Annotated in this window: 20 protein-coding genes and 2 pseudogenes; 17 read left to right on the forward strand and 5 right to left on the reverse strand. The window is 29.6% G+C overall.

Features of this window, described 5'->3' with window-relative positions:
- Complete coding sequence (locus JJC02_02365) at positions 1 to 1,467, forward strand: family 1 glycosylhydrolase (GenBank protein ID UDN55057.1); 1,467 nt, start codon at positions 1 to 3, stop codon at positions 1,465 to 1,467.
- Positions 1,468 to 1,490: 23 nt separating this feature from the next.
- The gene (locus JJC02_02370) at positions 1,491 to 2,327 is read left to right on the forward strand and encodes a PRD domain-containing protein (protein UDN55058.1); all 837 of its coding nucleotides are present in this window, start codon (positions 1,491 to 1,493) and stop codon (positions 2,325 to 2,327) included.
- Between the two features lie 252 nt (positions 2,328 to 2,579).
- Here the strand turns inward: JJC02_02370 and JJC02_02375 are convergent, their stop codons facing one another.
- The 3 genes from JJC02_02375 to JJC02_02385 all read right to left on the reverse strand — a co-directional run bounded on the left by JJC02_02375 (position 2,580) and on the right by JJC02_02385 (position 5,068).
- A complete protein-coding gene (locus JJC02_02375; GenBank protein UDN55059.1) occupies positions 2,580 to 3,176 on the reverse strand; it encodes a TIGR04100 family radical SAM protein in 597 nt (198 codons plus the stop codon).
- 26 nt (positions 3,177 to 3,202) lie between these two features.
- On the reverse strand, positions 3,203 to 3,730 hold the full coding sequence (locus JJC02_02380) for a TIGR04002 family protein (GenBank protein ID UDN55060.1): 528 nt from the start codon (positions 3,728 to 3,730) through the stop codon (positions 3,203 to 3,205).
- 339 nt (positions 3,731 to 4,069) lie between these two features.
- Positions 4,070 to 5,068 carry a D-2-hydroxyacid dehydrogenase gene (locus tag JJC02_02385; protein UDN55061.1) on the reverse strand — a complete coding sequence of 333 codons (999 nt, stop codon included), beginning with the start codon at positions 5,066 to 5,068 and terminating at the stop codon, positions 4,070 to 4,072.
- A 676-nt stretch (positions 5,069 to 5,744) separates the two neighbouring features.
- Here JJC02_02385 and hadA point away from each other — a divergent pair.
- From hadA to JJC02_02430, 9 genes are all read left to right on the forward strand, one after another.
- On the forward strand, positions 5,745 to 6,944 hold the full coding sequence (gene hadA / locus JJC02_02390; GenBank protein ID UDN55062.1) for an isocaprenoyl-CoA:2-hydroxyisocaproate CoA-transferase HadA: 1,200 nt from the start codon (positions 5,745 to 5,747) through the stop codon (positions 6,942 to 6,944).
- Between the two features lie 38 nt (positions 6,945 to 6,982).
- Entirely contained in the window at positions 6,983 to 7,783 is an 801-nt protein-coding gene (hadI, locus tag JJC02_02395) for a 2-hydroxyisocaproyl-CoA dehydratase activator HadI (GenBank protein UDN55063.1), read from the forward strand.
- Positions 7,784 to 7,797: 14 nt separating this feature from the next.
- A complete protein-coding gene (gene hadB, locus JJC02_02400) occupies positions 7,798 to 9,024 on the forward strand; it encodes a (R)-2-hydroxyisocaproyl-CoA dehydratase subunit HadB (GenBank protein UDN55064.1) in 1,227 nt (408 codons plus the stop codon).
- Positions 9,024 to 10,151, forward strand: a complete 1,128-nt coding sequence (hadC, locus tag JJC02_02405; protein ID UDN55065.1) for a (R)-2-hydroxyisocaproyl-CoA dehydratase subunit beta — start codon at positions 9,024 to 9,026, stop codon at positions 10,149 to 10,151. Before hadB ends, hadC begins: the two co-directional genes overlap by 1 nt.
- Positions 10,152 to 10,198: 47 nt before the next feature.
- Positions 10,199 to 11,332, forward strand: coding sequence for an acyl-CoA dehydrogenase family protein (locus tag JJC02_02410; protein ID UDN55066.1), 1,134 nt, complete (start codon positions 10,199 to 10,201; stop codon positions 11,330 to 11,332).
- A 32-nt stretch (positions 11,333 to 11,364) separates the two neighbouring features.
- A complete protein-coding gene (locus tag JJC02_02415; protein UDN55067.1) occupies positions 11,365 to 12,150 on the forward strand; it encodes an electron transfer flavoprotein subunit beta/FixA family protein in 786 nt (261 codons plus the stop codon).
- A gap of 18 nt (positions 12,151 to 12,168) precedes the next feature.
- Positions 12,169 to 13,206: an electron transfer flavoprotein subunit alpha/FixB family protein gene (locus tag JJC02_02420; protein ID UDN55068.1), complete on the forward strand. Its 1,038-nt coding sequence runs from the start codon at positions 12,169 to 12,171 to the stop codon at positions 13,204 to 13,206.
- A gap of 483 nt (positions 13,207 to 13,689) precedes the next feature.
- Positions 13,690 to 15,321, forward strand: coding sequence for a sigma 54-interacting transcriptional regulator (locus JJC02_02425; GenBank protein ID UDN55069.1), 1,632 nt, complete (start codon positions 13,690 to 13,692; stop codon positions 15,319 to 15,321).
- Between the two features lie 344 nt (positions 15,322 to 15,665).
- Entirely contained in the window at positions 15,666 to 16,073 is a 408-nt protein-coding gene (locus JJC02_02430) for a hypothetical protein (protein ID UDN55070.1), read from the forward strand.
- Positions 16,074 to 16,183: 110 nt separating this feature from the next.
- On the opposite strand, the gene fba is transcribed toward JJC02_02430, so the two are convergent.
- On the reverse strand, positions 16,184 to 17,110 hold the full coding sequence (gene fba, locus JJC02_02435) for a class II fructose-1,6-bisphosphate aldolase (GenBank protein ID UDN55071.1): 927 nt from the start codon (positions 17,108 to 17,110) through the stop codon (positions 16,184 to 16,186).
- 382 nt (positions 17,111 to 17,492) lie between these two features.
- Here fba and JJC02_02440 point away from each other — a divergent pair.
- From JJC02_02440 to rlmD, 5 genes and pseudogenes are all read left to right on the forward strand, one after another.
- A pseudogene (locus tag JJC02_02440) lies at positions 17,493 to 18,122 on the forward strand (IS607 family transposase).
- Positions 18,094 to 19,279, forward strand: a pseudogene (locus JJC02_02445) (transposase). Before JJC02_02440 ends, JJC02_02445 begins: the two co-directional pseudogenes overlap by 29 nt.
- Positions 19,280 to 19,404: 125 nt before the next feature.
- Positions 19,405 to 19,734, forward strand: a complete 330-nt coding sequence (locus JJC02_02450) for a DUF1904 domain-containing protein (protein ID UDN55072.1) — start codon at positions 19,405 to 19,407, stop codon at positions 19,732 to 19,734.
- A complete protein-coding gene (locus JJC02_02455) occupies positions 19,734 to 20,456 on the forward strand; it encodes an rRNA pseudouridine synthase (GenBank protein UDN55073.1) in 723 nt (240 codons plus the stop codon). The genes JJC02_02450 and JJC02_02455 overlap by 1 nt, the downstream gene beginning before the upstream one ends.
- 26 nt (positions 20,457 to 20,482) lie before the next feature.
- Positions 20,483 to 21,844: a 23S rRNA (uracil(1939)-C(5))-methyltransferase RlmD gene (rlmD, locus tag JJC02_02460; GenBank protein ID UDN55074.1), complete on the forward strand. Its 1,362-nt coding sequence runs from the start codon at positions 20,483 to 20,485 to the stop codon at positions 21,842 to 21,844.
- Between the two features lie 81 nt (positions 21,845 to 21,925).
- Here rlmD and JJC02_02465 read toward each other — a convergent pair whose 3' ends face one another.
- Positions 21,926 to 23,053, reverse strand: coding sequence for a site-specific integrase (locus JJC02_02465; protein UDN55075.1), 1,128 nt, complete (start codon positions 23,051 to 23,053; stop codon positions 21,926 to 21,928).
- 324 nt (positions 23,054 to 23,377) lie between these two features.
- Here JJC02_02465 and JJC02_02470 point away from each other — a divergent pair, with 324 nt between their 5' ends.
- On the forward strand, positions 23,378 to 24,547 hold the full coding sequence (locus JJC02_02470; protein UDN55076.1) for a hypothetical protein: 1,170 nt from the start codon (positions 23,378 to 23,380) through the stop codon (positions 24,545 to 24,547).
- Positions 24,548 to 24,587: the final 40 nt, after the last annotated feature.

Consider the following 24,587-nt stretch of genomic DNA (forward strand, 5'->3'; position numbering starts at 1 on the left):
ATGAGAAAGTTTCCAGAAGGATTTCTTTGGGGAGGAGCTACAGCTGCCAATCAATTTGAAGGTGGTTGGAATTTAGGTGGTAAAGGATGGTCTGTATCAGATGTGGCAAAAGCACACTTTGATGCAGATGTAAAAGACTATAAATCCAATAATGAAATCACAACAAAAGATATAGAAGAAGGATTAGCACATCCTGAAGATGAAGTAAATTATCCAAAACGTCACGGTAGTGATTTTTATCATCACTATAAAGAAGATATTGCTCTGATGGGAGAAATGGGATTTAAGACATATCGAATGAGTATTGCTTGGTCTCGTATTTTTCCAAATGGAGATGATAAAGAACCAAACGAAGAAGGTTTACAGTTTTATGATGATGTATTTGATGAGTTAATAAGTTATGGAATTGAACCACTTGTTACTATGTCACATTATGAACCACCATTAAATATCGTTTTAAACTATGATGGATGGTATTCACGACAAGTTATCAATATGTTTGTTAGGTATGTACAAACTATCTGTGAAAGATATAAAAACAAAGTGAAATATTGGCTTACATTTAATGAAGTTGATTCTATGATTCGTCATCCATACACTACTGGTGGTTTGGTTCGAGACCGATTTGAGGATAAAAACTTTGAGGAAGTCATTTTTCAAGCTATGCATCATCAATTTGTAGCTAGTGCTCTTGCAACAAAAATTTGTCATGAGATTATTCCAAATTCAAAAGTGGGGTGTATGTTGACGAAATTAACATATTATCCATACACATGTAGACCAGAAGATGTTTTGGCAGCTCAACAAAAAATGAGAAGTATTTATGCATACAGTGATACGCAAGTTTTTGGTGAATATCCAGTATATTTATTGTCATATTTTAAAAATAATAATATTCAAATAGCAAAAGAAGAACATGATGACGAAATTATGAAAAAATATCCAGTAGATTTTATTTCATTCTCTTACTATATGTCTTCTTGTGAAGCATCTGATACAATTGGATTAGATGTTACACCAGGGAATACACTATTAGCTGTAAAAAATCCTTATTTAGAAACAAGTGAATGGGGTTGGCAAATTGATTCAATTGGTCTACGTGTATCTTTGATTGAATTATATGATAGATACAGAAAGCCTTTATTTATAGTTGAAAATGGATTAGGGGCTAAAGATATTTTAACTGAAGATAAAAAAGTTCATGACCAATATAGAATTGATTATTTAAAAGAACACTTTAAATGTATGTTAGATGCGATTATCGAAGATGGTGTTGAACTTTGGGGATACACTTCATGGGGTTGTATTGATTTGGTAAGTGAATCAACGAAGCAAATGTCAAAACGTTATGGATATATTTATGTGGATGCTGATGATTATGGAAAGGGGACATATAATAGATATAAGAAAGATAGTTTTTATTGGTATAAAAAAGTAATTGAAAATAATAGTATAGATTTTAAATGACCAATAGAAGGTGAGCAAATAAAATGAACTACATAATAAAGAAAGTTTTGAACTCAAGTGTTGTTTTAGTTCATGATATAAATGATAATGAATTTATTTTGATAGGGAAAGGAATTGGATATGGCAAAAAAACAGGAGAATATATTTGTGGTTCCAATGATAATCAAATGTTTGTCCCTGTTGAAAATACAAAATCAAAACAATTTTTAGAATTAATGGATGATATTCCTGTCGACATTTTAAAGATAACACAGGAAATAATAGTAGAGGCAAAAAAGTTATTGAACTCATCTTTTAATAAAAACTTATACCTGATATTAGCAGACCATTTTAACTTTGCAATTGAAAGGATGCGTAAAGGAATAAAAATTACAAATAGAGTATTTTGGGAAATAAAAAATTATTATCCAAATGAGTTTAAGGTTGGAATGATTGCAATTTATATGGTAGAAGAGAGATTGGGCATTCAATTACCAGAAGAAGAAGCAGCCAATATTGCTTTCCATTTTGCAAATGCTATGGCTTCAGATGGAAATTCATATGATACGATTAAATATGCCAAAGTAATTGGAGAAATAATTAATATTTTTGTTTTTTCTCTGAATAGAACCTTAGATAAAAAGAGTATGCATTATATGAGATTTATAACACATATAAAATTTTTTGTGGAAAGATTTTTTTCAGATAGTATGTTAAGTAGTGGGGATGATTTATTATTTAATCAAATGAAAAGGTCAAATCCAAAAGAGATGTCAATTGCATTAAAAGTTAGAGATTTTTTAGAAAAGAAATATGGAAAAAAGTTAACAAATGAGGAAATAGCTTTCTTGGTTGTCCATATCGCACGAGTTAATCAATAGAGTGAATTGCGAATATTATCTTAACTGTCTACATGGTAGAAAATCGAAAGAAGGTAAAGTATATAAAGAAACTGATACATATTATTTTATTGTGCATTGTGTTTATTTTATGAGTGTATCCTGTTAAAAATTTAAGTAAATATTTATAATTAAAATATGTAAATAGTTAAAAGAAGTTTATGTGATTATGAGGGGTGTCTCGGTACAATCTCTATTTTAAGACAGCCCCTTAATTTTTTGAAGTTTTACTTGTTAGTTCTTATGTCTAACTCTTAATGGTATATCAAGTTTTTTTGCCAGTTGTTTAGATTCTTCTATTTCTTCTGGAGATATTTCATCTACTACTGAAAAAGCCACTTCTTTTATATATTTTTTGCAATCTCTTGCAAAATCTAACATATAATCAAATGATTTTTCTCCAAACTTTGGTTGAGTAACTCTATTGTAAGCCTCTTTATTTGGGGCATTAAGACTTATTGATACTGCATCTATAACATCTTTTAACAGAATAGCTGTTTTTTTGTTATGTATTAAATCACTTAGACCATTTGTATTTATTCTTATCTTTATGCTACTTTTTTCTTTTATAAACTTTGCTACCTCTATCAATTCATTTATTCTCATTAATGGTTCGCCATATCCACAAAATACGATTTCATCATAGGCGTCTAAGTTGTATTTATTGAAGGCTTCTTTTACTTCATCTACACTTGGTTCATGCTCCAACCATAAACTACCACTATTTGCAACTTCATCTTTTTCGTTTCTTATACAAAAAACACAACTACATGGACATGTATTAGTTATATTTACATAGATACTATTTTCAATTGTATATAAGATATTCATAATTTTCCCTCCATAAATTTAAATTCTTAATTAAAATAACGTTTTTTAAAGTCAAGTTTATCAAGTGCCATACCTAAGATTATAAAAACAATAAAACTTCCTATTGGCTGTAATAAGCCAAGTAAGCTCATTACAAATGCACTTGTAAAACTTCCAATAATTATACCTTCAGCAAACATGTATAAAACTAATCCTACTATACCTGCTACAACCGAAGCAACTATATTTCTCTTATTTATTATCTTGTCACTTTTAGAAGTGAAAAATAATACAAGTATTGGTTTTATGATTATAGTTGGTATTACCCAGATAGTTGCACCTGTAGATAAATCAGCTAGACCAGCGCCGATTGCAGAAGCAGCTATAGCATAGTTTGTTGGCAAAATAGTTGCAGCTAGATAAATAAAAGCATCTCCTATATGAACATATCCATTGTTTCCACCAACTGGAATATGTAGTATATACGCTATTGTCAGACATATTATGGATGCAAATAATGCTGAAGTAACAATATAGGTAGTTTTTTTAGAAGTAACTTTATTCATTTTTTCCAATATACTCCCTCCCTAAAAATCCAGAGCTAACATAATTGTTATGTTTTCTTATAAATATATTAATATTAATCATACAATTTTCATAGTTTGTTAGGTGTTTTTTTTGTAAAATACAGATTGTACCCATTCAAATGTATATAATTAGAAAAGTAAAAATAGGTAAAATATATATAAATATAAATTTAATTTGGTATGAATAAGAGGTGTACAGGTTTAATATAAAAAATAATATAAGAGAGTATACTCAATATATATTGAGCTGACTCTCTTATATTTGGGAAATTAAAGGCTATTTTGTTAGATAATAGCTAATTAATAAAAAAATATATTTATAAAATACTAATTTACTCTATTAGTAGCAGTTCCTGTTTTTATAACTTCTACAGCACTACTTAAACTAGAATAAACTATATTTTCAATCGCTGTACTAGTGAAGAAACCAAGGTGATGAGTGAATATAACTTGTTCCATAGAAAGAAGTTTATTTATTTCTGGGTCAGTTAATTCACCTGGATTCATTTTTTTATTTAAGAACAATCCTTCAGTCTCAAATGTATCAAGGGCAGCAGCTCTAATTTTTCCTGACTCTAGTGCTTCTATTAAGTCACCTGTATTAATTAAACCACCACGTCCAGTATTTACTATGTAAGCTCCATCCTTCATTATAGCTAGAGTATCTTTATTTATCATATGTTTTGTTCCATCAAGTAAAGGAGTATGTAATGTTATAAGGTCAGCTTCTTTTAGAAGGTCTTCTAAAGAATCTTTATAAGTTAATATATCGTTTAAATCACTATTTGGATATTGGTCAAATGCAATTACATTAGCTCCTAGACCTTTGAATAATTTTGCAGAAGTAGCACCTATTTTTCCTGTACCTATAACACCAACTGTAATAGATCTAACTTCTGTTCCAAGAAGCTCAGCTATCCAACGGTAATCACCTTCACAGACTTTTTTCTTTACTAAAGGAGTTTTTCTTAAAAGGTTCATAGCTTGAGTAACAGCCAATTCAGCTATTGCATTAGGTGAATAAGAAGGAACATTTGTAACAATAAGTCCGTTTTCATTAACTAAATCAAAATGTATCATGTCAACCCCTGCAGTTCTTGAAGCTATAACTTTAACCCCAGCATCTTTTAAAGTTTCATAAATATAAGGGTTATCTATATAATTAGTTTGTTGTATAGATATACCATCATATCCTTTAGCTTTAACTACATTTTCTTCAGTCATATTTTCAGGATAAATATCCACTTGAACATCCTTATGTTCTTCAGACCATTTCTTTATTACTGGTTCTTCATAATCGCGTGCTCCAAATACTAGTATTTTCATATCAATACCCTCCTGTAATTATTAAATTATATGGTAATTTTTCATTTAGAAATAATATGTAGCATATAAGGTTATATTTTTTATACAAAATTTTTAAGGTTAAAAATTTAGTTTTGAAATTGTTTTCCCTGTTTTATTTTGATATTTAGTTATTTTTTATTTAACGTAATAATTACTCTAAAAATTTATCAAAGAAATTGTTATTTTTTAGATTAATTATTATTAAAAAATTATCTAAGTTTGAAATTAGTTAACTAACTTGCTGATTAATTACAATAATAACATGTGTTTTTGAGTTTAGCAATGAAAACTTTTTTTGAAATGTCAAGCTTTTTCATAAAAAAATATATAAAAAAAACTTTTGAAAGTATGAAAAAAATAGCAAAATGCAATGGAGAGTTGCAAGATGCCACGGTATGAAAATGGTTATTCAATTATACATTGTTAAAAAACATTCAAATCAAGCGATATTTTGATTGAATATAAAGTTGGCACGATAAATGCTTAACAATATAGATATAAGACAATAAAATAATTAAAAATAATTTTAATAACTTTTAAGTTATTTTAACAAGATTAGGAACTTTGACATCAAATAGTTAATATCAGAAAGAAAGTATTTTATGTGTGATTTAATTGAATTTTTATAATTGATACTATTAAGGAGGAAAACGTTATGCTTTTAGAAGGAGTTAAAGTAGTAGAACTTTCAAGTTTCATTGCAGCACCATGTTGTGCAAAAATGTTAGGTGATTGGGGTGCAGAGGTTATTAAGGTTGAGCCTATAGAAGGTGATGGAATAAGAGTTATGGGTGGAACATTTAAATCTCCAGCATCAGATGATGAAAATCCTATGTTTGAATTAGAGAATGGAAATAAGAAAGGTGTAAGTATTAATATAAAGTCAAAAGAAGGAATAGAAATATTACATAAATTAATATCAGAAGCAGATATATTTGTAACTAATGTTAGAGTTCAGGCATTAGAAAAAATGGGTATCGCTTATGACCAAATAAAAGATAAATATCCAGGATTAATATTCTCTCAAATATTAGGGTATGGAGAAAAAGGACCTTTAAAAGATAAACCAGGATTTGACTATACTGCATACTTTGCAAGAGGAGGAGTTAGCCAATCTGTTATGGAAAAAGGGACATCTCCAGCAAATACAGCAGCAGGATTTGGTGACCACTATGCAGGTTTAGCATTAGCAGCAGGAAGCTTAGCAGCATTACATAAAAAAGAAAAAACTGGTAAAGGCGAAAGAGTAACAGTAAGTCTTTTCCATACAGCTATATATGGAATGGGAACAATGATAACAACAGCACAATATGGAAATGAGATGCCTTTATCAAGAGAAAATCCAAACAGCCCATTAATGACTACATATAAATGTAAAGATGGAAGATGGATTCAATTAGCTTTAATACAATACAACAAGTGGTTAGGCAAATTCTGTAAGGTTATAAATAGAGAATATATATTAGAAGACGATAGATACAATAACATAGACTCAATGGTTAATCATATTGAAGACTTAGTTAAGATAGTTGGAGAAGCTATGTTAGAAAAAACATTAGATGAGTGGTCAGTTCTATTAGAAGAAGCAGACTTACCATTTGAAAAAATCCAAAGCTGTGAAGACTTATTAGATGACGAACAGGCTTGGGCAAATGACTTCTTATTTAAGAAAACATATGATAGCGGAAATACAGGTGTCTTAGTTAATACTCCAGTTATGTTTAGAAATGAAGGAATTAAAGATTATACACCAGCACCAAAAGTAGGTCAACATACTGTAGAAGTATTAAAATCTTTAGGTTATGATGAATCAAGAATAAATAACTTAAAAGAAGATAAAGTTGTAAGATACTAATTAGTAATTCTAGATTTTATAAAAGGAGAATGCTAAAGATGTACACAATGGGATTAGATATAGGTTCAACTGCATCAAAGGGAGTAATTTTGAAAGATGGAGAAGATATTGTAGCTTATGAAACAATATCTTCTGGTACTGGGACTACTGGACCATCAAGAGTTTTAGAAAAATTATATGGCAAGACAGGTCTTGCAAGAGAAGATATTGAAAAAGTTGTAGTTACAGGATATGGAAGAATGAATTATTCAGATGCTGACAAGCAAATAAGTGAATTAAGCTGTCATGCTAGGGGAGTAAATTTCATAATTCCAGAGACAAGAACTATTATTGACATAGGTGGTCAAGATGCAAAGGTATTAAAGTTGGATAATAATGGAAGACTACTGAACTTTCTTATGAATGACAAGTGTGCTGCAGGTACAGGAAGATTTTTAGATGTAATGGCAAAGATAATAGAGGTTGATGTATCTGAACTTGGAAGTATATCTATGAATTCTCAAAATGAAGTATCAATAAGCAGTACATGTACAGTATTTGCAGAATCTGAGGTTATATCACATTTATCTGAAAATGCAAAAATTGAAGATATAGTAGCAGGTATCCATACTTCAGTAGCAAAGAGAGTTTCTAGCCTAGTAAAAAGAATAGGAGTACAAAGAAATGTAGTTATGGTTGGTGGAGTTGCTAGAAATAGTGGTATCGTAAGAGCTATGGCAAGAGAAATCAACACAGAAATTATTGTACCTGATATACCTCAATTAACGGGTGCTTTAGGAGCAGCGTTATACGCTTTTGATGAAGCAAAAACATCACAAAAAGAAGTGAAAAATATATAAAAAGAGGGATGAAAATGTCTGAAAAAAAAGAAGCTAGAGTAGTAATTAATGATTTATTAGCTGAACAATATGCAAATGCATTTAAAGCTAAAGAAGAAGGAAGACCTGTAGGTTGGTCAACATCAGTATTTCCTCAAGAATTAGCAGAAGTATTTGACTTAAATGTATTATATCCAGAAAACCAAGCAGCTGGGGTAGCGGCTAAAAAAGGTTCTTTAGAATTATGTGAAATGGCTGAATCTAAAGGATATTCTATCGACCTATGTGCATATGCAAGAACAAACTTTGGTCTTTTAGAAAATGGTGGCTGTGAAGCTTTAGATATGCCAGCTCCAGATTTCCTACTTTGCTGTAACAATATATGCAACCAAGTTATAAAATGGTATGAAAATATTTCAAGAGAATTAGATATACCTCTAATAATGATTGATACAACTTTCAATAATGAAGATGAAGTTACTCAATCAAGAATTGATTATATTAAAGCTCAATTTGAGGAGGCTATAAAGCAATTAGAAGTTATATCAGGGAAAAAATTTGACCCTAAGAAGTTTGAAGAAGTAATGAAAATATCAGCTGAAAACGGAAGACTATGGAAATATTCTATGAGTTTACCAGCAGATTCTTCTCCTTCTCCAATGAATGGATTTGACTTATTTACTTATATGGCTGTAATAGTTTGTGCTAGAGGTAAGAAAGAAACTACAGAAGCATTTAAGTTACTTATAGAAGAATTAGAGGACAATATGAAAACTGGTAAATCTTCTTTCAGAGGAGAAGAAAAATACAGAATAATGATGGAAGGTATACCTTGTTGGCCATATATAGGATATAAAATGAAAACATTAGCTAAATTTGGAGTTAATATGACAGGTAGTGTTTATCCACATGCTTGGGCATTACAATATGAAGTTAATGATTTAGATGGAATGGCAGTAGCATACAGTACTATGTTTAATAATGTAAACTTAGACCGTATGACAAAATATAGAGTTGATTCTTTAGTAGAGGGTAAATGTGATGGAGCATTCTATCATATGAATAGAAGCTGTAAACTTATGAGTTTAATACAATATGAAATGCAAAGAAGAGCAGCTGAAGAAACTGGATTACCATATGCTGGATTTGATGGTGACCAAGCAGACCCTAGAGCTTTTACTAATGCTCAGTTTGAAACAAGGATTCAAGGTTTAGTTGAAGTAATGGAAGAAAGAAAAAAACTTAATAGAGGTGAGATATAATGGAAGCTATTTTATCTAAAATGAAAGAAGTAGTTGAAAATCCAAATGAGGCTGTAAAAAAATATAAAAGTGAAACTGGTAAAAAAGCTATAGGTTGTTTTCCAGTTTATTGCCCAGAAGAGATTATACATGCAGCTGGAATGCTTCCAGTTGGTATATGGGGAGGACAAACAGAATTAGATTTAGCTAAACAATATTTCCCTGCATTTGCATGTTCAATAATGCAATCATGTTTAGAATATGGATTAAAAGGTGCTTATGATGAATTATCTGGAGTTATTATACCAGGTATGTGTGATACACTAATTTGTTTAGGACAAAACTGGAAATCAGCAGTACCTCATATAAAATATATATCATTAGTACACCCACAAAATAGAAAACTTGAAGCTGGTGTAAAATACTTAATTAGTGAGTATAAAGGTGTAAAAAGAGAACTTGAAGAAATATGTGGCTATGAAATAGAAGAAGCAAAAATTCATGAAAGTATAGAAGTTTACAATGAACATAGAAAAACTATGAGAGATTTTGTTGAAGCAGCTTATAAACATTCTAATACTATAAAACCATCAATAAGAAGCTTAGTAATTAAGAGTGGATTCTTTATGAGAAAAGAAGAACACACTAAGTTGGTAAAAGATTTAATAGCAAAATTAAATGCTATGCCAGAAGAGGTTTGTTCTGGAAAGAAAGTTTTATTAACAGGTATATTAGCCGATTCTAAAGATATATTAGATATTTTAGAAGACAACAATATATCAGTTGTAGCTGACGATTTAGCTCAAGAAACAAGACAATTCAGAACAGATGTACCAGCAGGTGATGATGCGTTAGAGAGATTAGCAAGACAATGGTCAAATATAGAAGGATGTTCATTAGCTTATGACCCTAAGAAAAAACGTGGGTCACTTATAGTAGATGAAGTTAAAAAGAAAGATATAGATGGTGTTATCTTCTGTATGATGAAATTCTGTGACCCAGAAGAGTACGATTATCCTTTAGTTAGAAAAGATATAGAAGACAGTGGAATACCTACTTTATATGTTGAAATCGACCAACAAACTCAGAATAATGAACAAGCCAGAACTCGTATTCAGACTTTTGCTGAGATGATGAGTTTAGCGTAAGTTCATTAAAATAAATTTACTATAAAATGTGAAAATTGGAGGAAGCTATGTTATATAACAAAGAACAAGAACTTTTAAGAAAAGCAGTAAGAGATTTTGTTAGTAAAGAATTAGATACTTTACCAGCAGAAATGGATAAAACAGGTGTAATGCCTAAGGAATTAATCAAAAAATTAGCTGATGCAAAATTTATAAGTAGTAATATCCCAGAAGAGTACGGCGGTGGAGGAGCAGGATATGTTTCTTACGCTATAATAATGGAAGAAATAGCTAGAAGATGTGCTTCAACAGCTACTTTTGTTACAGCAGGTTCTTCTCTTGCTTCATTACCAATACTTTACAATGGTACTGAAGAACAAAAACAAAAATACTTAAAAGGTATAGCAACAGGTGAATTAATAGGAGCATTTGGTTTAACTGAGCCAGGAGCTGGTTCTGATGCAGCTGGACAACAAACAACAGCAGAGTTGGTTGGAGACCACTATATATTAAATGGTAGAAAAACTTTCATAACTAATGGACCATTCTGCGATGTGGCTATAGTAATAGCAGTTACAGATAGAAGTAAAGGACTTAGAGGAACATCAGCATTTATAGTAGAAAGCAAATGGGATGGTTTCTCAACAGGAGCTCATGAAGATAAGATGGGTATAAGAGGAACTGAAACTTCTGACTTAATATTTGAAAACGTTAAAGTTCCAAAAGAAAACTTACTTGGAAAAGAAGGTCAAGGATTTAAGATAGCAATGGGTACTCTAGAAGTAGGTAGAATAGGTGTTGCTGCCTTAGCTCTAGGAATAGCTCAAGGTGCTTTAGATGAAGCTGTTAAATATACAAAACAAAGAGTTCAATTTGGTAAGCCTATAGCTAAATTCCAAAATACTCAATTTACTATAGCTGACATGGAAACAAAAGTTTGTGCAGCTAGAGGATTAGTTTATGATGCAGCACAAAAGAGAGATGCAGGAATGAGAGTTGCTCAAGAATCTGCTATGGCTAAATACTATGCATCAGAAATTGCAAATGAAGTTGCTTATAAAGCATTACAACTTCACGGTGGATATGGATTTATAAAAGATTATGAAATCGAAAGAATGTACAGAGATGCTAGAATCGTATCAATATACGAAGGAACATCAGAAGTTCAGAAAATGGTAATTTCATCAAACGTATTAAAATAATAAATAATCTAATGAAATTGGAGGTATATACTTTGAAAATATTAGTTTGCGTAAAACAAGTTCCAGATACTAACGAAGTAAGAATAAATAAAGAAACAGGTACTCTTATAAGAGATGGAGTTCCAAGTATATTAAACCCAGATGATGCAAATGCATTGGAGGAAGCTTTAAAAATTAAAGATAAGTATGATGATGTAACTGTAACAGTTATAACAATGGGACCTCCTCAAGCAGACTTTATGCTAAGAGAGTGTTTAGCCATGGGGGCTGATGATGCAGTATTATTAAGCGATAGAGCATTTGGAGGAGCTGATACTTGGGCTACATCAAATACTATTGCAGCAGGAATATCTAAAATAGGCGACTATGACATAATATTTGCAGGAAGACAAGCGATAGATGGAGATACTGCACAAGTTGGACCACAAATTGCAGAGAAATTAGACATTCCTCAAGTTACATATGTACAAGACTTCAAAATAGAAGGAAAAGACATAATAGTTCAAAGACAATTAGAAGATGGATACGAATTAATAAAAGTAAGTACACCTGTACTTTTAACAGCAGTAAAAGAGTTAAATACACCTAGATATATGTCTGTTGATAAAATAGTAAAAGCATATAAACATGATGTAAAAGTTTGGACAATTGATGATTTAGATGTAAATAAAGAAGAAGTTGGTTTAAAAGCATCACCAACTAAAGTATTTAGATCATTTACTCCTGAGCCAAGAGGAAAAGGAGAAATCTTAGAAGGTAAAGCTGATGAAATAGCTAGTAAAATAATAATCGGTCTAAAACAAAAGCACATTATATAAGTTGGAGGAGTACAAACTATGAATGATATAAAAGATTTAAGTTCTTATAAAAACGTATGGATATTTGCAGAACAAAGAGAAGGAAAAATAGCTCCAGTAGTTATCGAATTATTAGGAGAAGGAAGAAAATTAGCTAAAGAAGTAGATGCAGAGCTTTGTGCAATATTATTAGGAAAAGATGTTGATGGATTAGCTAAAGAATTAATCACTTTTGGAGCTGATAAAGTTTATGTTGCAGATGATGCTCTTTTAGAAAAATATACAACTGATGCATATACAAAAGTAATAAAAGATGCAATAGATGAAATAAAACCAGAAATAATGCTTTTTGGAGCAACTCATATAGGTAGAGACTTAGCACCTAGAATAGCTTCAAGAGTTGGAACTGGATTAACAGCTGACTGTACTAAACTAGAAATAGACCCAGAAGATAAGAAAATAAAACAAACTCGTCCAGCATTTGGTGGGAACATAATGGCTACAATCATTTGTCCAAACCATAGACCTCAGATGTCTACAGTTAGACCTGGTGTTATGGATAAAGCTGAAAAAGACGAAACAAGAACTGGTGAAGTTATAGCATTAGACTACAAAATAACTCAAGATGATATAAGAACTACTGTTTTAGAAACAGTTAAAACTAAAAAAGATTTAGTATCTCTTACAGATGCAAATGTTATAGTATCAGGTGGTCTAGGATTAGGTGGACCAGAAGGATTTGAAATGCTTAAGAAATTAGCTGACAAATTAGGTGGAGTAGTTGGTTCTTCTCGTGCGGCTGTAGATGCGGGATGGATAGACCATTCTCACCAAGTAGGTCAAACAGGAACTACTGTTAAACCAAACCTATACATAGCTTGTGGTATATCAGGAGCAATACAACATTTAGCAGGTATGCAATCATCAGATTTCATAATTGCTATAAACAAAAACCCAGCAGCTCCAATTTTAGAAATTGCTGATTATGGAGTAGTTGGAGACTTACATGAAATAGTGCCAATGCTTATAGAAAAATTAGATAGCGTTGATGATTTATTAGAAGCTATAAAAGCTTAATAGACACAAATTATATAAATATTACTGGTTGAATAAGTCTTATTAGTTAGTAACATAATTATTAACCATTTGATAAGTTATTGCTAGTGTGTATTTGTCAGTTATTAAAAAGTCTGTTTGAATAAAATTTTATAATACAAGATAATTTAGATAATCCTTATATGTATATTGCTTACAAACTGTGAGTTGTATTCTGTAAGGATTATCTTTATTTTTTTGAAATAAATCTTAAATTTAATTAAATTGTGTTAAATAGACAAATAATTACTAAATATGTGATAAAATACAATTAAAAGCAAAATGAAATTTTTAACAAACCATAATCATTAAAATTATATCTCAGTTACTTTTTAATGAAGTAAAATATCTAAAAAGACAAATATTATAAGGAGTTGGTTATATGTGCGAATGGTATTTATTGTAAGCAAACAATAAATTTTGTATGTAGTTCAATAAATTACTTAATGAAAGGTGAGAATATTGATGGATAATAATTTAATAGGGCTTATAGAACATGTAGAAAATCCAGCTATTTTATGTAAAGAATCAGGTGAAATAATATATTGTAATCATCTAATAGATAGTATTTTTAACTTTCTAGATATAAAAAAGCCTAAAAACATAAATGAATTAGATTCAAATTTTGACAAAACAGAAATACTGACAGATATTAAAAAGAAAATAGCTTTCAGAGAGTTGAGGATGACTGCACATATATACAATATGAAAGATAATGATAATGAAAATAATATAGTTTATTTATTTGAGAAATCTCTAATATCTGATAAAGTAATTGAGGATATAATAGAGCATATAGATGAAGTTGTTGTTGTGTTTAATAAAGATGGGGTAATTGAAAAGATGAACACTGTCAGTGATGAGATATTACCTTTTAAAAGAACTGAGGTACTTGGTAGAAATATAACAGACCTTGTGAGACAAGGGTTGGTTGAAGAACCAATAATATTAAACATGCTTAAAGTGAAGAAAAAGATTTATAGAAATATCGTTTACCCAGATGGAAAGCTTATTGCATATACAGCCGTTCCAAGATGGGATTCTAAGGGAAAGCTTACAGGAGGTGTACTTACAGGAAGAGATATTTCAAGGGTTATTAAGCTTGAATCTCAGATAAAATATAATGATATATCAGAAGACACAGAGTATATAAGTCAAAGTAAGATTATGGATAATATAAAAAAAGTTGTTAAGAGAGCAGCAGCATCAGATTCTTCTATATTTATAAATGGAGAATCAGGTGTAGGAAAAGAAATAATAGCAAGAACAATATATAAGTATAGTTCAAGAAGGGACAAACCTTTTATAGCTATAAACTGTGGAGCTATACCAAATGAATTATTAGAGTCAGAATTTTTTGGATATGAAGAAGGTTCTTTTACTGGTGCTAAGAAAAAAGGTAAAAAGGGACTTTTTGAAGAGGCGAATGGTGGAACCATTTTCTTGGATGAGATAGGCGAGTTACCAATGCAGATGCAAAAAAAATTACTTAGAGTTATACAAGAAAATACTATTACTAGAATAGGTGGCAGTAAACCTATAAAAATAGATGTTAGATATATAAGTGCTACTAATATTTCTCATGAAGACCTTAGAAATAACCTTAAATTTAGACAAGATTTGTATTATAGATTGAGTGTTATTCCAGTAAAAATACCACCACTTAGAGAAAGAAAAGAGGATATAGTACCATTAGTAAATTATTTCTTAAAACTTTACAATGAAAAGTATAATAGAGAAGTAGAAGTTTCACCTAAAGTTATTGAGTTATTGGAAGAATATTCTTGGCCAGGAAACATAAGAGAATTAAAAAACATCATTGAAAGATTCGTAGTATTATCAGCTAAAAACGTAATTGGAGAAGATGAATTTAACATGCTTATAAATTTAGATATGATTGATAATGAAACAGATGATTTATCACCAATAGTGGTAAATGGAATTATGAATCTTAATGATGCATATAAAATAGTAGACCAAATAATGATAAGTAAGGCTATAAATAAGTATGGTTCAATAACAAAAGCTGCTGAAGTTATAGGTATATATCCTTCTACTATTCATAGAAAAATAAAGAGTGGACACATTCATGTGTAGCTATTAGTTTAGTAAAGTAATTAGAATTGATAAAATATACTTTATTAGAAAAATGTACATAGATTTATGTAAATATATTTTTTATTATTAGATATTGCTAGAATTTTTGATTCCAGTAATATTTTTTTGTTTTTTGGTAGAAATACTATAGGTTTTGTACTCATCTGACTTGTTCCAGTTTTCTAAAAAAGTAAGAATCTACTAGATTGAATAATACATTTATAATTATATCAATTATAGTAAGTATTCTTATTGCTAAAAGTGTTTTTTGTATTAGTACATAAACATTCAATAAACATTATTATGATATTATTTAGAAAATAACAAAAAAGGAGATAATAATTATGAAAAAACAATTTATGGCTTTAGGATTAACAGGACTTATTGGTTTAGGTGGATTTGGTTTGCTTACAAATAAATCATTTGCAGATACTTCTAATAAGATAAAAATGAGTGTAGAAGAAATAGCTAAAGGACTTAAAGATGGTACTATAATTAAGGATACTGTGAAAGAAGATAATAAAAATGGAGATAAAAAGGAGGGTACTGATAAGTATGAAATAACTACTAATGAGTATGAAATAACTACTGAAGAGAATGAAGATGCAAATACAAAAAAAGGCGCTGGTGAGCATGAAATCACCCCAGATAATGAAAAAACATATGATAAGGCTTCTAATAAATTAAGTCCAGACGAAATAGATAAAGGCGTTAAAGAGGGTACTATCATTAAAGATAAAGTAGAAAAATAATATATATTTGTTTATATAAAAAGATATATACAACTTAAAAGAGATGGCTTAGAAGTAAATTTAATTACTATAAGTCATCTCTTTTCTTTTATAAATATTTAAAAGTTATATTAGTTTATAGAGTTAGCAGAACCTAAAACATCATCTATTTTGCTTTCAACTACAGCTTGTATAGCATCTCTACCAGCACCAATGTATTTTCTTGGGTCGAATTCTTTTGGATTTTCAGCTAAGAATTTTCTGATAGCAGCAGTCATAGCTAGTCTTAAGTCAGTATCCATGTTTATTTTACAAACAGCCATAGAAGATGCTTTTCTTAACATGTCTACAGGTACGCCTTTAGCACCAGCTATATTTCCACCAAATTCATTGCATGTAGCAACTGCATTTTGGTCAACAGCAGATGCACCATGAAGAACTATTGGGAAACCTGGCAATTTGCTTTGGATTTCTTCTAGTATGTCGAATCTTAATTTAGCCTCTCCTTTGAATTTGAAAGCACCATGAGAAGTTCCTATAGCTATTGCTAATGAATCAACTCCTGTTCTTTCAACAAATTCAACTGCCTCAGCTGGTTGAGTGTATTTATGAACATCAGAAGTAACATCATCTTCTGTTCCAGCTAGAACACCAAGTTCTGCTTCAACAACAACACCTTTAGAGTGTGCATATTCAACAGCTTCTTTAGTTATTCTAACATTTTCTTCAAAGTCAAAATGAGAACCATCTATCATAACTGAAGAGAAACCAGCATCAATACAAGTTTTAATAGCATCCATATTTGGACCATGGTCTAAGTGAAGAGCTACGTCTACACCTATTTCATCAGAAGCAGCCTTAACCATTTCAACTAATGTATGAGGTCCAGCATATTTAACAGCTGACATAGAAGCTTGTATCATAACATAAGAATTTTTAGCTTTAGCAGCTTTTAAAACACCTTGTAATTGTTCTAAGTCACTTATGTTGAATGCACCTATAGCAAATCCACCTTCGTAAGCTTTTTTAAACATTTCTTTTGTAGTAATTAATGCCATTTTAAACTCCTCCTATTAACTTTTAAAATTTACCCATCACTTATATTATAACGTTAAATTAAAAAAAGTATATAGTAAATTGTAATAACTATAAATTACAAGTATAATGTTAAATAGAAGACAATAGGATTAAGTAAAATAATAAAGAATATAAACAATTTAGGAAACTTAGCTATAAATGCTAACTATAAGGGGAGGAAGTACCTTATTAGTTTGGAGATACTGATAACAATAGTTATCTTGACCAAGAAGCTACCACTTCAAACGTTATCGAAGGTAATTAAGTGGATGATAATTCACTGAAAATTTAAAATAAAGGGGGTTATCTTTAGTTAATAAAAACATAGACAAATATAGTTATTTATAGTCAAGAGGTGATTATATGAAAAACAATAACTATAAACCAAAAGAGTTTGCAGAGTTAATTAATATTTCAGTCAGAACTCTGCAACGTTAGGATGTTGAAGGGAAATTAAAGGCTTTTAGAACTCCAACAGATAGAAGATATTACACTTATGAACAATATTTAGAATATAAAGGAATACATAAAGAACAAGTAAATAGAAAAAATGTTATTTATACAAGAGTTTCAACTTCTAATCAAAAAGATAATTTGAAAAATCAAGTGGAGTTTCTTAGACAATATGCAAATGCTAAAGAAATAATAGTAGATGAAGTTACCTAGGATTATGGAAGTGGACTAAATTATAATCGTAAAAAGTGGAATAAACTAATTGATAGTTGTATGACTAATGAGATAAATACGATTATTGTAACTCATAAAGATAGATTCATTCGATTTGGATATGAGTGGTTTGAGAGATTTTTAGGTAAATTCAATGTAGATATTATAGTTGTAAATAATGAAAGTCTTTCACCAAAAGAAGAATTAATTCAAGATATAATATCAATACTTCATACTTTTAGTTGTCGCATATATGGATTAAGAAAATACAAGAAAAAGATTAGAGAGGATGAAGAAGTTGAAAAGAGCATACAGAATAGAAATTAATCCTACTACTGAACAAAAATCTAAAATACATCAAACGATTGGTGTATTTTAGATTTATATATAACTTTTATATTGCTCACAATAAAGAAGTTTATGAGAGTAAAGGTAAATTTATAAGCGGTATGGATTTTTCTAAATGGTTAAATAATGAATATATTCCTAATAATCAAGATATGAAATGGATTAAAGATGTATCTTCTAAGGCTACAAAACAAGCTATTATGAATGGATATGAAGCTTTTAAAGATTTCTTTAAAAAAACTAAAGGTTTTCCTAAGTTCAAGAAAAAGAAAAATCAAGATGTTAAAGCATATTTTCCAAAGAATAACAAAACTGATTGGACTATTGAAAGGCATAGGGTAAAAATACCTACTCTTGGTTGGGTAAGACTAAAAGAATTTGGATATATACCAATAAATTCAATAGTTAAAAGTGGTACAGTAAGTCAAAAATCTGATAGATACTATGTATCTATATTAGTTGAGGAAGATGATATTCGAGTATCTAAATGTACTAATGAAGGAATAGGTATTGACTTAGGAATTAAAGATTTTGCAATATGCTCAAATGGAAGTAAATTTAAAAATATAAATAAGACTTCAACTGTCAAAAAAGTTGAAAAGAAATTAAAAAGAGAACAAAGAAAACTTTCAAGAAAATATGAGAGTTTAAAAGTAAGAAATAAAAATATAAAAGAAGGAGTAGCTACTCGTCAAAATATCCAAAAACAGGTAGTCAAAGTACAAAAAATTCATCAAAGATTAGCTAATATAAGAACTGATTATATTAATAAGACAGTATTTCAGGTAATAGAGCAAAAGCCAAGCTATATAACCATTGAAGATTTAAATGTTAATGGAATGATGAAAAATAAGCACTTATCAAAGGCAATATCAAGTCAGAAGTTTTTTGAATTTAGAACTAAACTAACTGCTAAGTGTAAGCAAAATAATATAGAACTTAGAGTAGTTGACAGATGGTATCCATCATCAAAGACTTGTAGCCAATGTGGAGAGATTAATAAAGGTTTAAAACTTAAAGATAGAGTGTACAAATGTGAATGTGGATTATCTATTGATAGAGATTTAAATGCAAGTATTAATCTTAAAAATGTTAAAAAATATAAGATAGCTACTTATATATGTACGGAGGGCTAACTTCGGAATTTAAGCCTTTGGAGAACTATACCAAATCGTAGTAGCTTAGGCAAGGCGAGGTTCAATGAAAAAGGAAAAATCTCGATATGAATATATTTGACCATATTTTGAGTAGCAGATAGACTATGCCACAGATAAAAATAAGAGGAATTAATGAGGATGATATATGTAAAATAAGTGAAAAAATGATAGATGATTTAGTTGAAGCTGTAAAATGTCCAAGAGACTACTTTGAAATAGAATGTATAAAGTCAGTTGCAATAAGAGATGGTAAAATAGCAGATGTATATCCTTTTGTTGAGATAGCTTGGTTTGACAGAGGACAAGAAGTACAAGATACAGTAGCGAGAATAATAACTGATAGTATAAGAAATAATTTAGATGTAGAAAGTATGGATTTAGCATTTACAGTATTTGAAAAAGAAAAATATTATGAGAATGGAGAGCATTTTTAATGGCTAAAAAGCAACGTATAGATAAAATTCTTTCAAATTTAGGTTATGGAAGTAGGAGTGAAATAAAGAAATATTGTAAGCAAGGGTCTATAGTAGTAAATGGAAGTGAAGTTTTAAATCCAGGAACTCAAGTAGACACTGAAAATGATGAGATATTATTTAATGGAGAAGAAGTTATATATAGAGAATATATATATTTGATGATGAATAAACCAGATGGATATATATCAGCAACTACAGATAAATACGACCCAACTGTATTAGATTTAATTAATTCATCATACTTAGCTTTTGAGCCATTTCCTGTTGGAAGGTTAGATAAGGACACAGAGGGATTGTTAGTTTTAACTAATGATGGGAAACTTTCTCATAGGGTTTTATCTCCTAAGAAGCATGTGCCTAAGACTTATTATGCAAAAATTGACGGAGTAGTTACTGAAGAAGATGTAGAAGCTTTTGCAGAAGGTGTAGTGCTTGATGATGGATATAAAACTATGCCATCTCAACTAAACATATTAAAGAGTGATGATGAATCAGAGATAGAGCTTACAATACATGAAGGTAAATTTCACCAAGTAAAAAGAATGTTTGAAAGCGTAGGCAAAAAAGTAGTATACTTAAAAAGATTGTCTATGGGTAATTTAAAATTGGATGAAAGTTTAGAGTTAGGCGAGTATAGAGAGTTAACAGATGAAGAAGTAAAATTGATTGAAGAAAGATAATAAAGATACTATAGTAAATTGGAGGAATGTCTGTGAAGAAAAAAGATATTATAGAATTTGAAGTAGATAAAATGGAATTTGGTGGTACATCTTTAAGCCAAGTTGGAGATAGAGTTATCCATATGAAGGGTGGAATAAGTGGTCAAAAGGTGAGAGCAGGAGTTAAAAAGGTCAGAAGTAAGAAAGCAGAAGTTAAGATGATAGAATTATTAGAGTACTCACCGCTTGAAACTGAAATGCCTTGTAAGCACTTTAGAGAGTGTGGAGGATGTACACTATTGTCAGTACCATATGAAAAACAATTAGAAATAAAAGAAAAACAAGTTATGGACTTATTTTTAAAGCAGGACCTATTTGGATTTCAGTTTTTAGGGATAGAAGGAAGTCCAGAAAACAAATATTATAGAAATAAGATGGAATATACATTTGGAGATGAAGTAAAAAATGGACCTTTAACATTAGGGCTTCATAAAAAAGGAAAGCACATAGATATACAAACTGTTGAGGAATGTATGTTAGTTGATGAAGACTTCTCAAAAATATTAGTTTCTAGTGTGGAATTTTTTAATGAAAAAAAGCTTCCTTATTATAGAACAATGAATCATAAAGGATATTTGAGACATCTTGTAGTTAGAAAAGGAATTCATACTAACGAGATTATGGTTAATATAGTAACTTCTTCTCAAGAAGATTTTGATATGAATGAATTTAAAGATATGCTTTTAGGGATTGATTTAAAAGCTGAGTTAGTAGGGGTACTTCATACTATTAATGATGGCTTAGCAGATGCAGTTCAATGTGACGAGCTAAGAGTTTTATATGGAAGAGATTATATACAAGAAGAAATTTTAGGGCTTAAGTTTAAGATTTCTCCATTCTCATTTTTCCAGACTAATACTAAGGGAGCTGAGGTTCTTTATAGTATTGCTAGGGATTTTATTGGAGATTACAATGATAAGGTTGTGTTTGACTTGTATAGTGGAACTGGGTCTATTGGGCAGGTTATGGCTGGTGCTGCTAAGAAGGTGTATGGTATTGAGATAGTTGAGGAAGCTGTTGTTGCTGCTAATGAGAATGCTAAGTTAAATGGACTTACTAATTGTGAGTTTATTGCTGGAGATGTGGCTAAGGTTGTTAAGGATTTGAAGGACAAGCCTGATTTGATTATTGTTGACCCTCCTAGACCAGGCATTCACAAGGATGCTATTAGGGATATTTGTGGATTTGGTGCTAAGGAGATTGTTTATATTTCTTGTAATCCTAAGTCTTTGGTTGTTGATTTGGTTGATTTTAAGGGTTATGGTTATGAGATTAAGATGGTTAGGTGTATGGATATGTTCCCTAATACACCACATTGCGAGACTGTAGTTAAACTTATTAGAGAATAACAGGGTTCTAGCTGTTTGTATGATGTTATAAAGGTGGATTTGCCACCGATTTGCCACCGTAATTATTTTTCGGTGGCAAATTTACTCTACAATGCTTTCAAAAATATTTACTGTTTGGTTTCTCATGTTGTTAGTTACATGTGAATATGTATCCATAGTTGTTGATATTTTAGCATGTCCTAATCTATGTTGTATATCTTTTATATTAGCACCATTTTCTAATAACATAGTAGCATGTGTATGTCTTAAACTATGAAAATTAAAATCTATACCAAGCTCATAATTAACAACTCTACTTAAATATTTTAAACTATTCGTTGTTACATGCTCACCCATTTCTTTTGTACATACAAAGTTAGAGTTTATATACCATTCACCAAATTTTAATTTCATTTCTTTTTGTAACTTCTTATGTTCCCTCAAAACTTTTGTTAATGTATCACCAATATTTATTTTTCTGTAAGAACTTTCTGTTTTAGGTGAGCCTAATTCAAAACCTTCTTTTCCTTTACTTATCAAAGTATGCCTAACATGTATAATTTTGTTTTCTAAGTCTATATCATCCCATTGTAAAGCAGTTACTTCTCCACCACGCATTCCAGTATTGAATGCTATTTGCAAAGGAGTATAAAAACTAGACCCTTGTGGGAATCTTTCTAAGATTTTATTAAAATCTTTTAAGCTTATAATTTTCAAATCATTTTTTTTATTTTCTTGCATTTTAGGCATATGTACATATTGCATAGGATTTTCTTTTATAAATTTAAATGGGTATACAGCTGATTTTAAAGCACCACTTAAAACACCATAAAAATTATTGATAGAATTTTTGCTAAGACCAAATCTTGACTTATCATTTAAAAATTTCTGTAATATAGCAGGATTAAGATTTTTTAGTTTGTATTTGCCTAAATCTGGCTTTAAATGATTTCTTATGATTTTTTCATAGTTTTTTTGTGTACCATATTTACAATTTAATAAAACGTATTCTTTGTACCAAAAATCTAAGAAGTCAGAGAAGCTCATTTCATTATCTGAAAATAATTGACCTTCATTTTCAAACTCACTCATAGCATCTCTTAAAGCTTTTTCAGCTTCTTTTTTAGTTTTGCCACCAACTCTTTCTATCTTTTTTCTTTTACCATTAATAGTCCCTAAGTCAAAGTAGTAATACCATTTTTCTCCACGTTTTCTTATTCCACCTTTCATAAAAATTTCTCCTCTCAAAAATATGTCTTAATTATATTTTATAACAGTTAAAGTATAAGTAAATAGCATTTTAGGTAGAAAACCAGTAATAATTATTTTATGTGTTTATGTTCAGATAAAAATATATAATTTTTGCTTTCGACAACATTTCTTATTTGTTTGCTATATAATTTAATTAAAATGTATAAAGAGGGGGATATACCGTGAAAGTTAAAGAATTATTAAAAATCAATATAAGTATTTATCATACATAAGTTTTATTTGATTAATAGTATTGTATGATATTAATAAAAAATAGTAAATTTAAGGTTTTGGAGGGGATTTATGTTTGAGAAGTTCAATGTATTAAAAAGATGGCAAAAAATACTAATTATTATTATAGGAATTTTATTATTGCCATTAACATTATTATTATTTTCTATTCTATTTTTAGTAAAAAGCATAAGTAAAAAGAGCAATAAATTGTTAAAAATATTAAAAATTGCTATAAGTTTGGTTTTGATATTTATACTTTCAATATTCAATTGGGTATGGTGGGGAGAAATGTTTAAGATGGTAACAGACCCTAATTATAGTACTGAATTAAATGAGCAACAAGAAAGAGAAAGAAAAGAAGAGGAGTTAAAAGATAAAGAAACAAAAGAAAAACAAGAATTAAAAAATGAATTAGAAAATCAAAAGAAAAAAGAGTTAGAAGAAAAGAAAAAACAAGAAGATTTAGAATTGGCTAAGAAAGAAAAAGCTGAAAAGGAAAGGGTGGAAAAAGAGAATTCTAAAAATGGCATAAGATTTAACACAGTTGATGAAGTGAAAAATTTATATAAAAAAAATCAAGAAAAAATAACTAAGAGAGAGAAAGTAAGAGATGATTTAAATTGGAAAGAAATCACATTGCAAAATGTTTTAAATCATGCAAGCAATTCAAAAAAACTTCTTGGCAAACTTGAAAATGTAAGTGATAAAATTGATTTATCTATGCAAATAGTTGCTGTTGATGACTTGCATCATAATACGAGCCAAAAAATTATGAAAGAAACTTTAGAATATATGATAAAAGAATATAAAAATTCTAAATTAGATAATAAAGAAAAATTAGAGGATTATTTATATATAACTAGATATTTAGATAGTAAATTAAAGAGTTATCCAGAATATAAACAAAAACAGGAAGCTATATATCAAATGTATAATTTAACTAAAGATAGACTTAGGAAAATAGATACAAGTTCTGATATAGAAAAAATTGATAAGGCACTTGGAATATATGTTGAGAAAGCAAAAGAAAAAGTTGAAGCTCCAAAACCTAAAATAGAGGAATCAAGTAAATATTCAGAAAATCAACAAACCTCTGAAACTGTATATGCAAACGGAGGAAGCTCTAAGTCCAATAAATATCATTCTTCGCCTACTGCGCATAATATGGAAGGTGCAATTCCTATGAGTAGAGAAGAAGCAGAGTCAAAAGGTTATGTAGCTTGTAAAAGGTGTTATTAAATAATACAGGAATAGGCCAGTGATTATCTCTAGTCGGTAA

Origin of the sequence: Clostridioides sp. ES-S-0054-01, assembly GCA_021561035.1 — a bacterium.
GTDB lineage: Bacteria > Bacillota > Clostridia > Peptostreptococcales > Peptostreptococcaceae > Clostridioides.

What these genes read in the sequence shown, in the direction of transcription:
- JJC02_02365 (UDN55057.1), top strand. Translation starts at nt 1, where the DNA reads ATGAGAAAGTTTCCAGAAGGATTTCTTTGGGGAGGAGCTACAGCTGCC.
- JJC02_02370 (UDN55058.1), top strand. Translation starts at nt 1,491, where the DNA reads ATGAACTACATAATAAAGAAAGTTTTGAACTCAAGTGTTGTTTTAGTT.
- JJC02_02375 (UDN55059.1), bottom strand. Translation starts at nt 3,176, where the DNA reads ATGAATATCTTATATACAATTGAAAATAGTATCTATGTAAATATAACT.
- JJC02_02385 (UDN55061.1), bottom strand. Translation starts at nt 5,068, where the DNA reads ATGAAAATACTAGTATTTGGAGCACGCGATTATGAAGAACCAGTAATA.
- hadA (UDN55062.1), top strand. Translation starts at nt 5,745, where the DNA reads ATGCTTTTAGAAGGAGTTAAAGTAGTAGAACTTTCAAGTTTCATTGCA.
- hadI (UDN55063.1), top strand. Translation starts at nt 6,983, where the DNA reads ATGTACACAATGGGATTAGATATAGGTTCAACTGCATCAAAGGGAGTA.
- hadB (UDN55064.1), top strand. Translation starts at nt 7,798, where the DNA reads ATGTCTGAAAAAAAAGAAGCTAGAGTAGTAATTAATGATTTATTAGCT.
- hadC (UDN55065.1), top strand. Translation starts at nt 9,024, where the DNA reads ATGGAAGCTATTTTATCTAAAATGAAAGAAGTAGTTGAAAATCCAAAT.
- JJC02_02410 (UDN55066.1), top strand. Translation starts at nt 10,199, where the DNA reads ATGTTATATAACAAAGAACAAGAACTTTTAAGAAAAGCAGTAAGAGAT.
- JJC02_02420 (UDN55068.1), top strand. Translation starts at nt 12,169, where the DNA reads ATGAATGATATAAAAGATTTAAGTTCTTATAAAAACGTATGGATATTT.
- JJC02_02425 (UDN55069.1), top strand. Translation starts at nt 13,690, where the DNA reads ATGGATAATAATTTAATAGGGCTTATAGAACATGTAGAAAATCCAGCT.
- JJC02_02430 (UDN55070.1), top strand. Translation starts at nt 15,666, where the DNA reads ATGAAAAAACAATTTATGGCTTTAGGATTAACAGGACTTATTGGTTTA.
- fba (UDN55071.1), bottom strand. Translation starts at nt 17,110, where the DNA reads ATGGCATTAATTACTACAAAAGAAATGTTTAAAAAAGCTTACGAAGGT.
- JJC02_02450 (UDN55072.1), top strand. Translation starts at nt 19,405, where the DNA reads ATGCCACAGATAAAAATAAGAGGAATTAATGAGGATGATATATGTAAA.
- JJC02_02455 (UDN55073.1), top strand. Translation starts at nt 19,734, where the DNA reads ATGGCTAAAAAGCAACGTATAGATAAAATTCTTTCAAATTTAGGTTAT.
- rlmD (UDN55074.1), top strand. Translation starts at nt 20,483, where the DNA reads ATGTCTGTGAAGAAAAAAGATATTATAGAATTTGAAGTAGATAAAATG.
- JJC02_02465 (UDN55075.1), bottom strand. Translation starts at nt 23,053, where the DNA reads ATGAAAGGTGGAATAAGAAAACGTGGAGAAAAATGGTATTACTACTTT.
- JJC02_02470 (UDN55076.1), top strand. Translation starts at nt 23,378, where the DNA reads ATGTTTGAGAAGTTCAATGTATTAAAAAGATGGCAAAAAATACTAATT.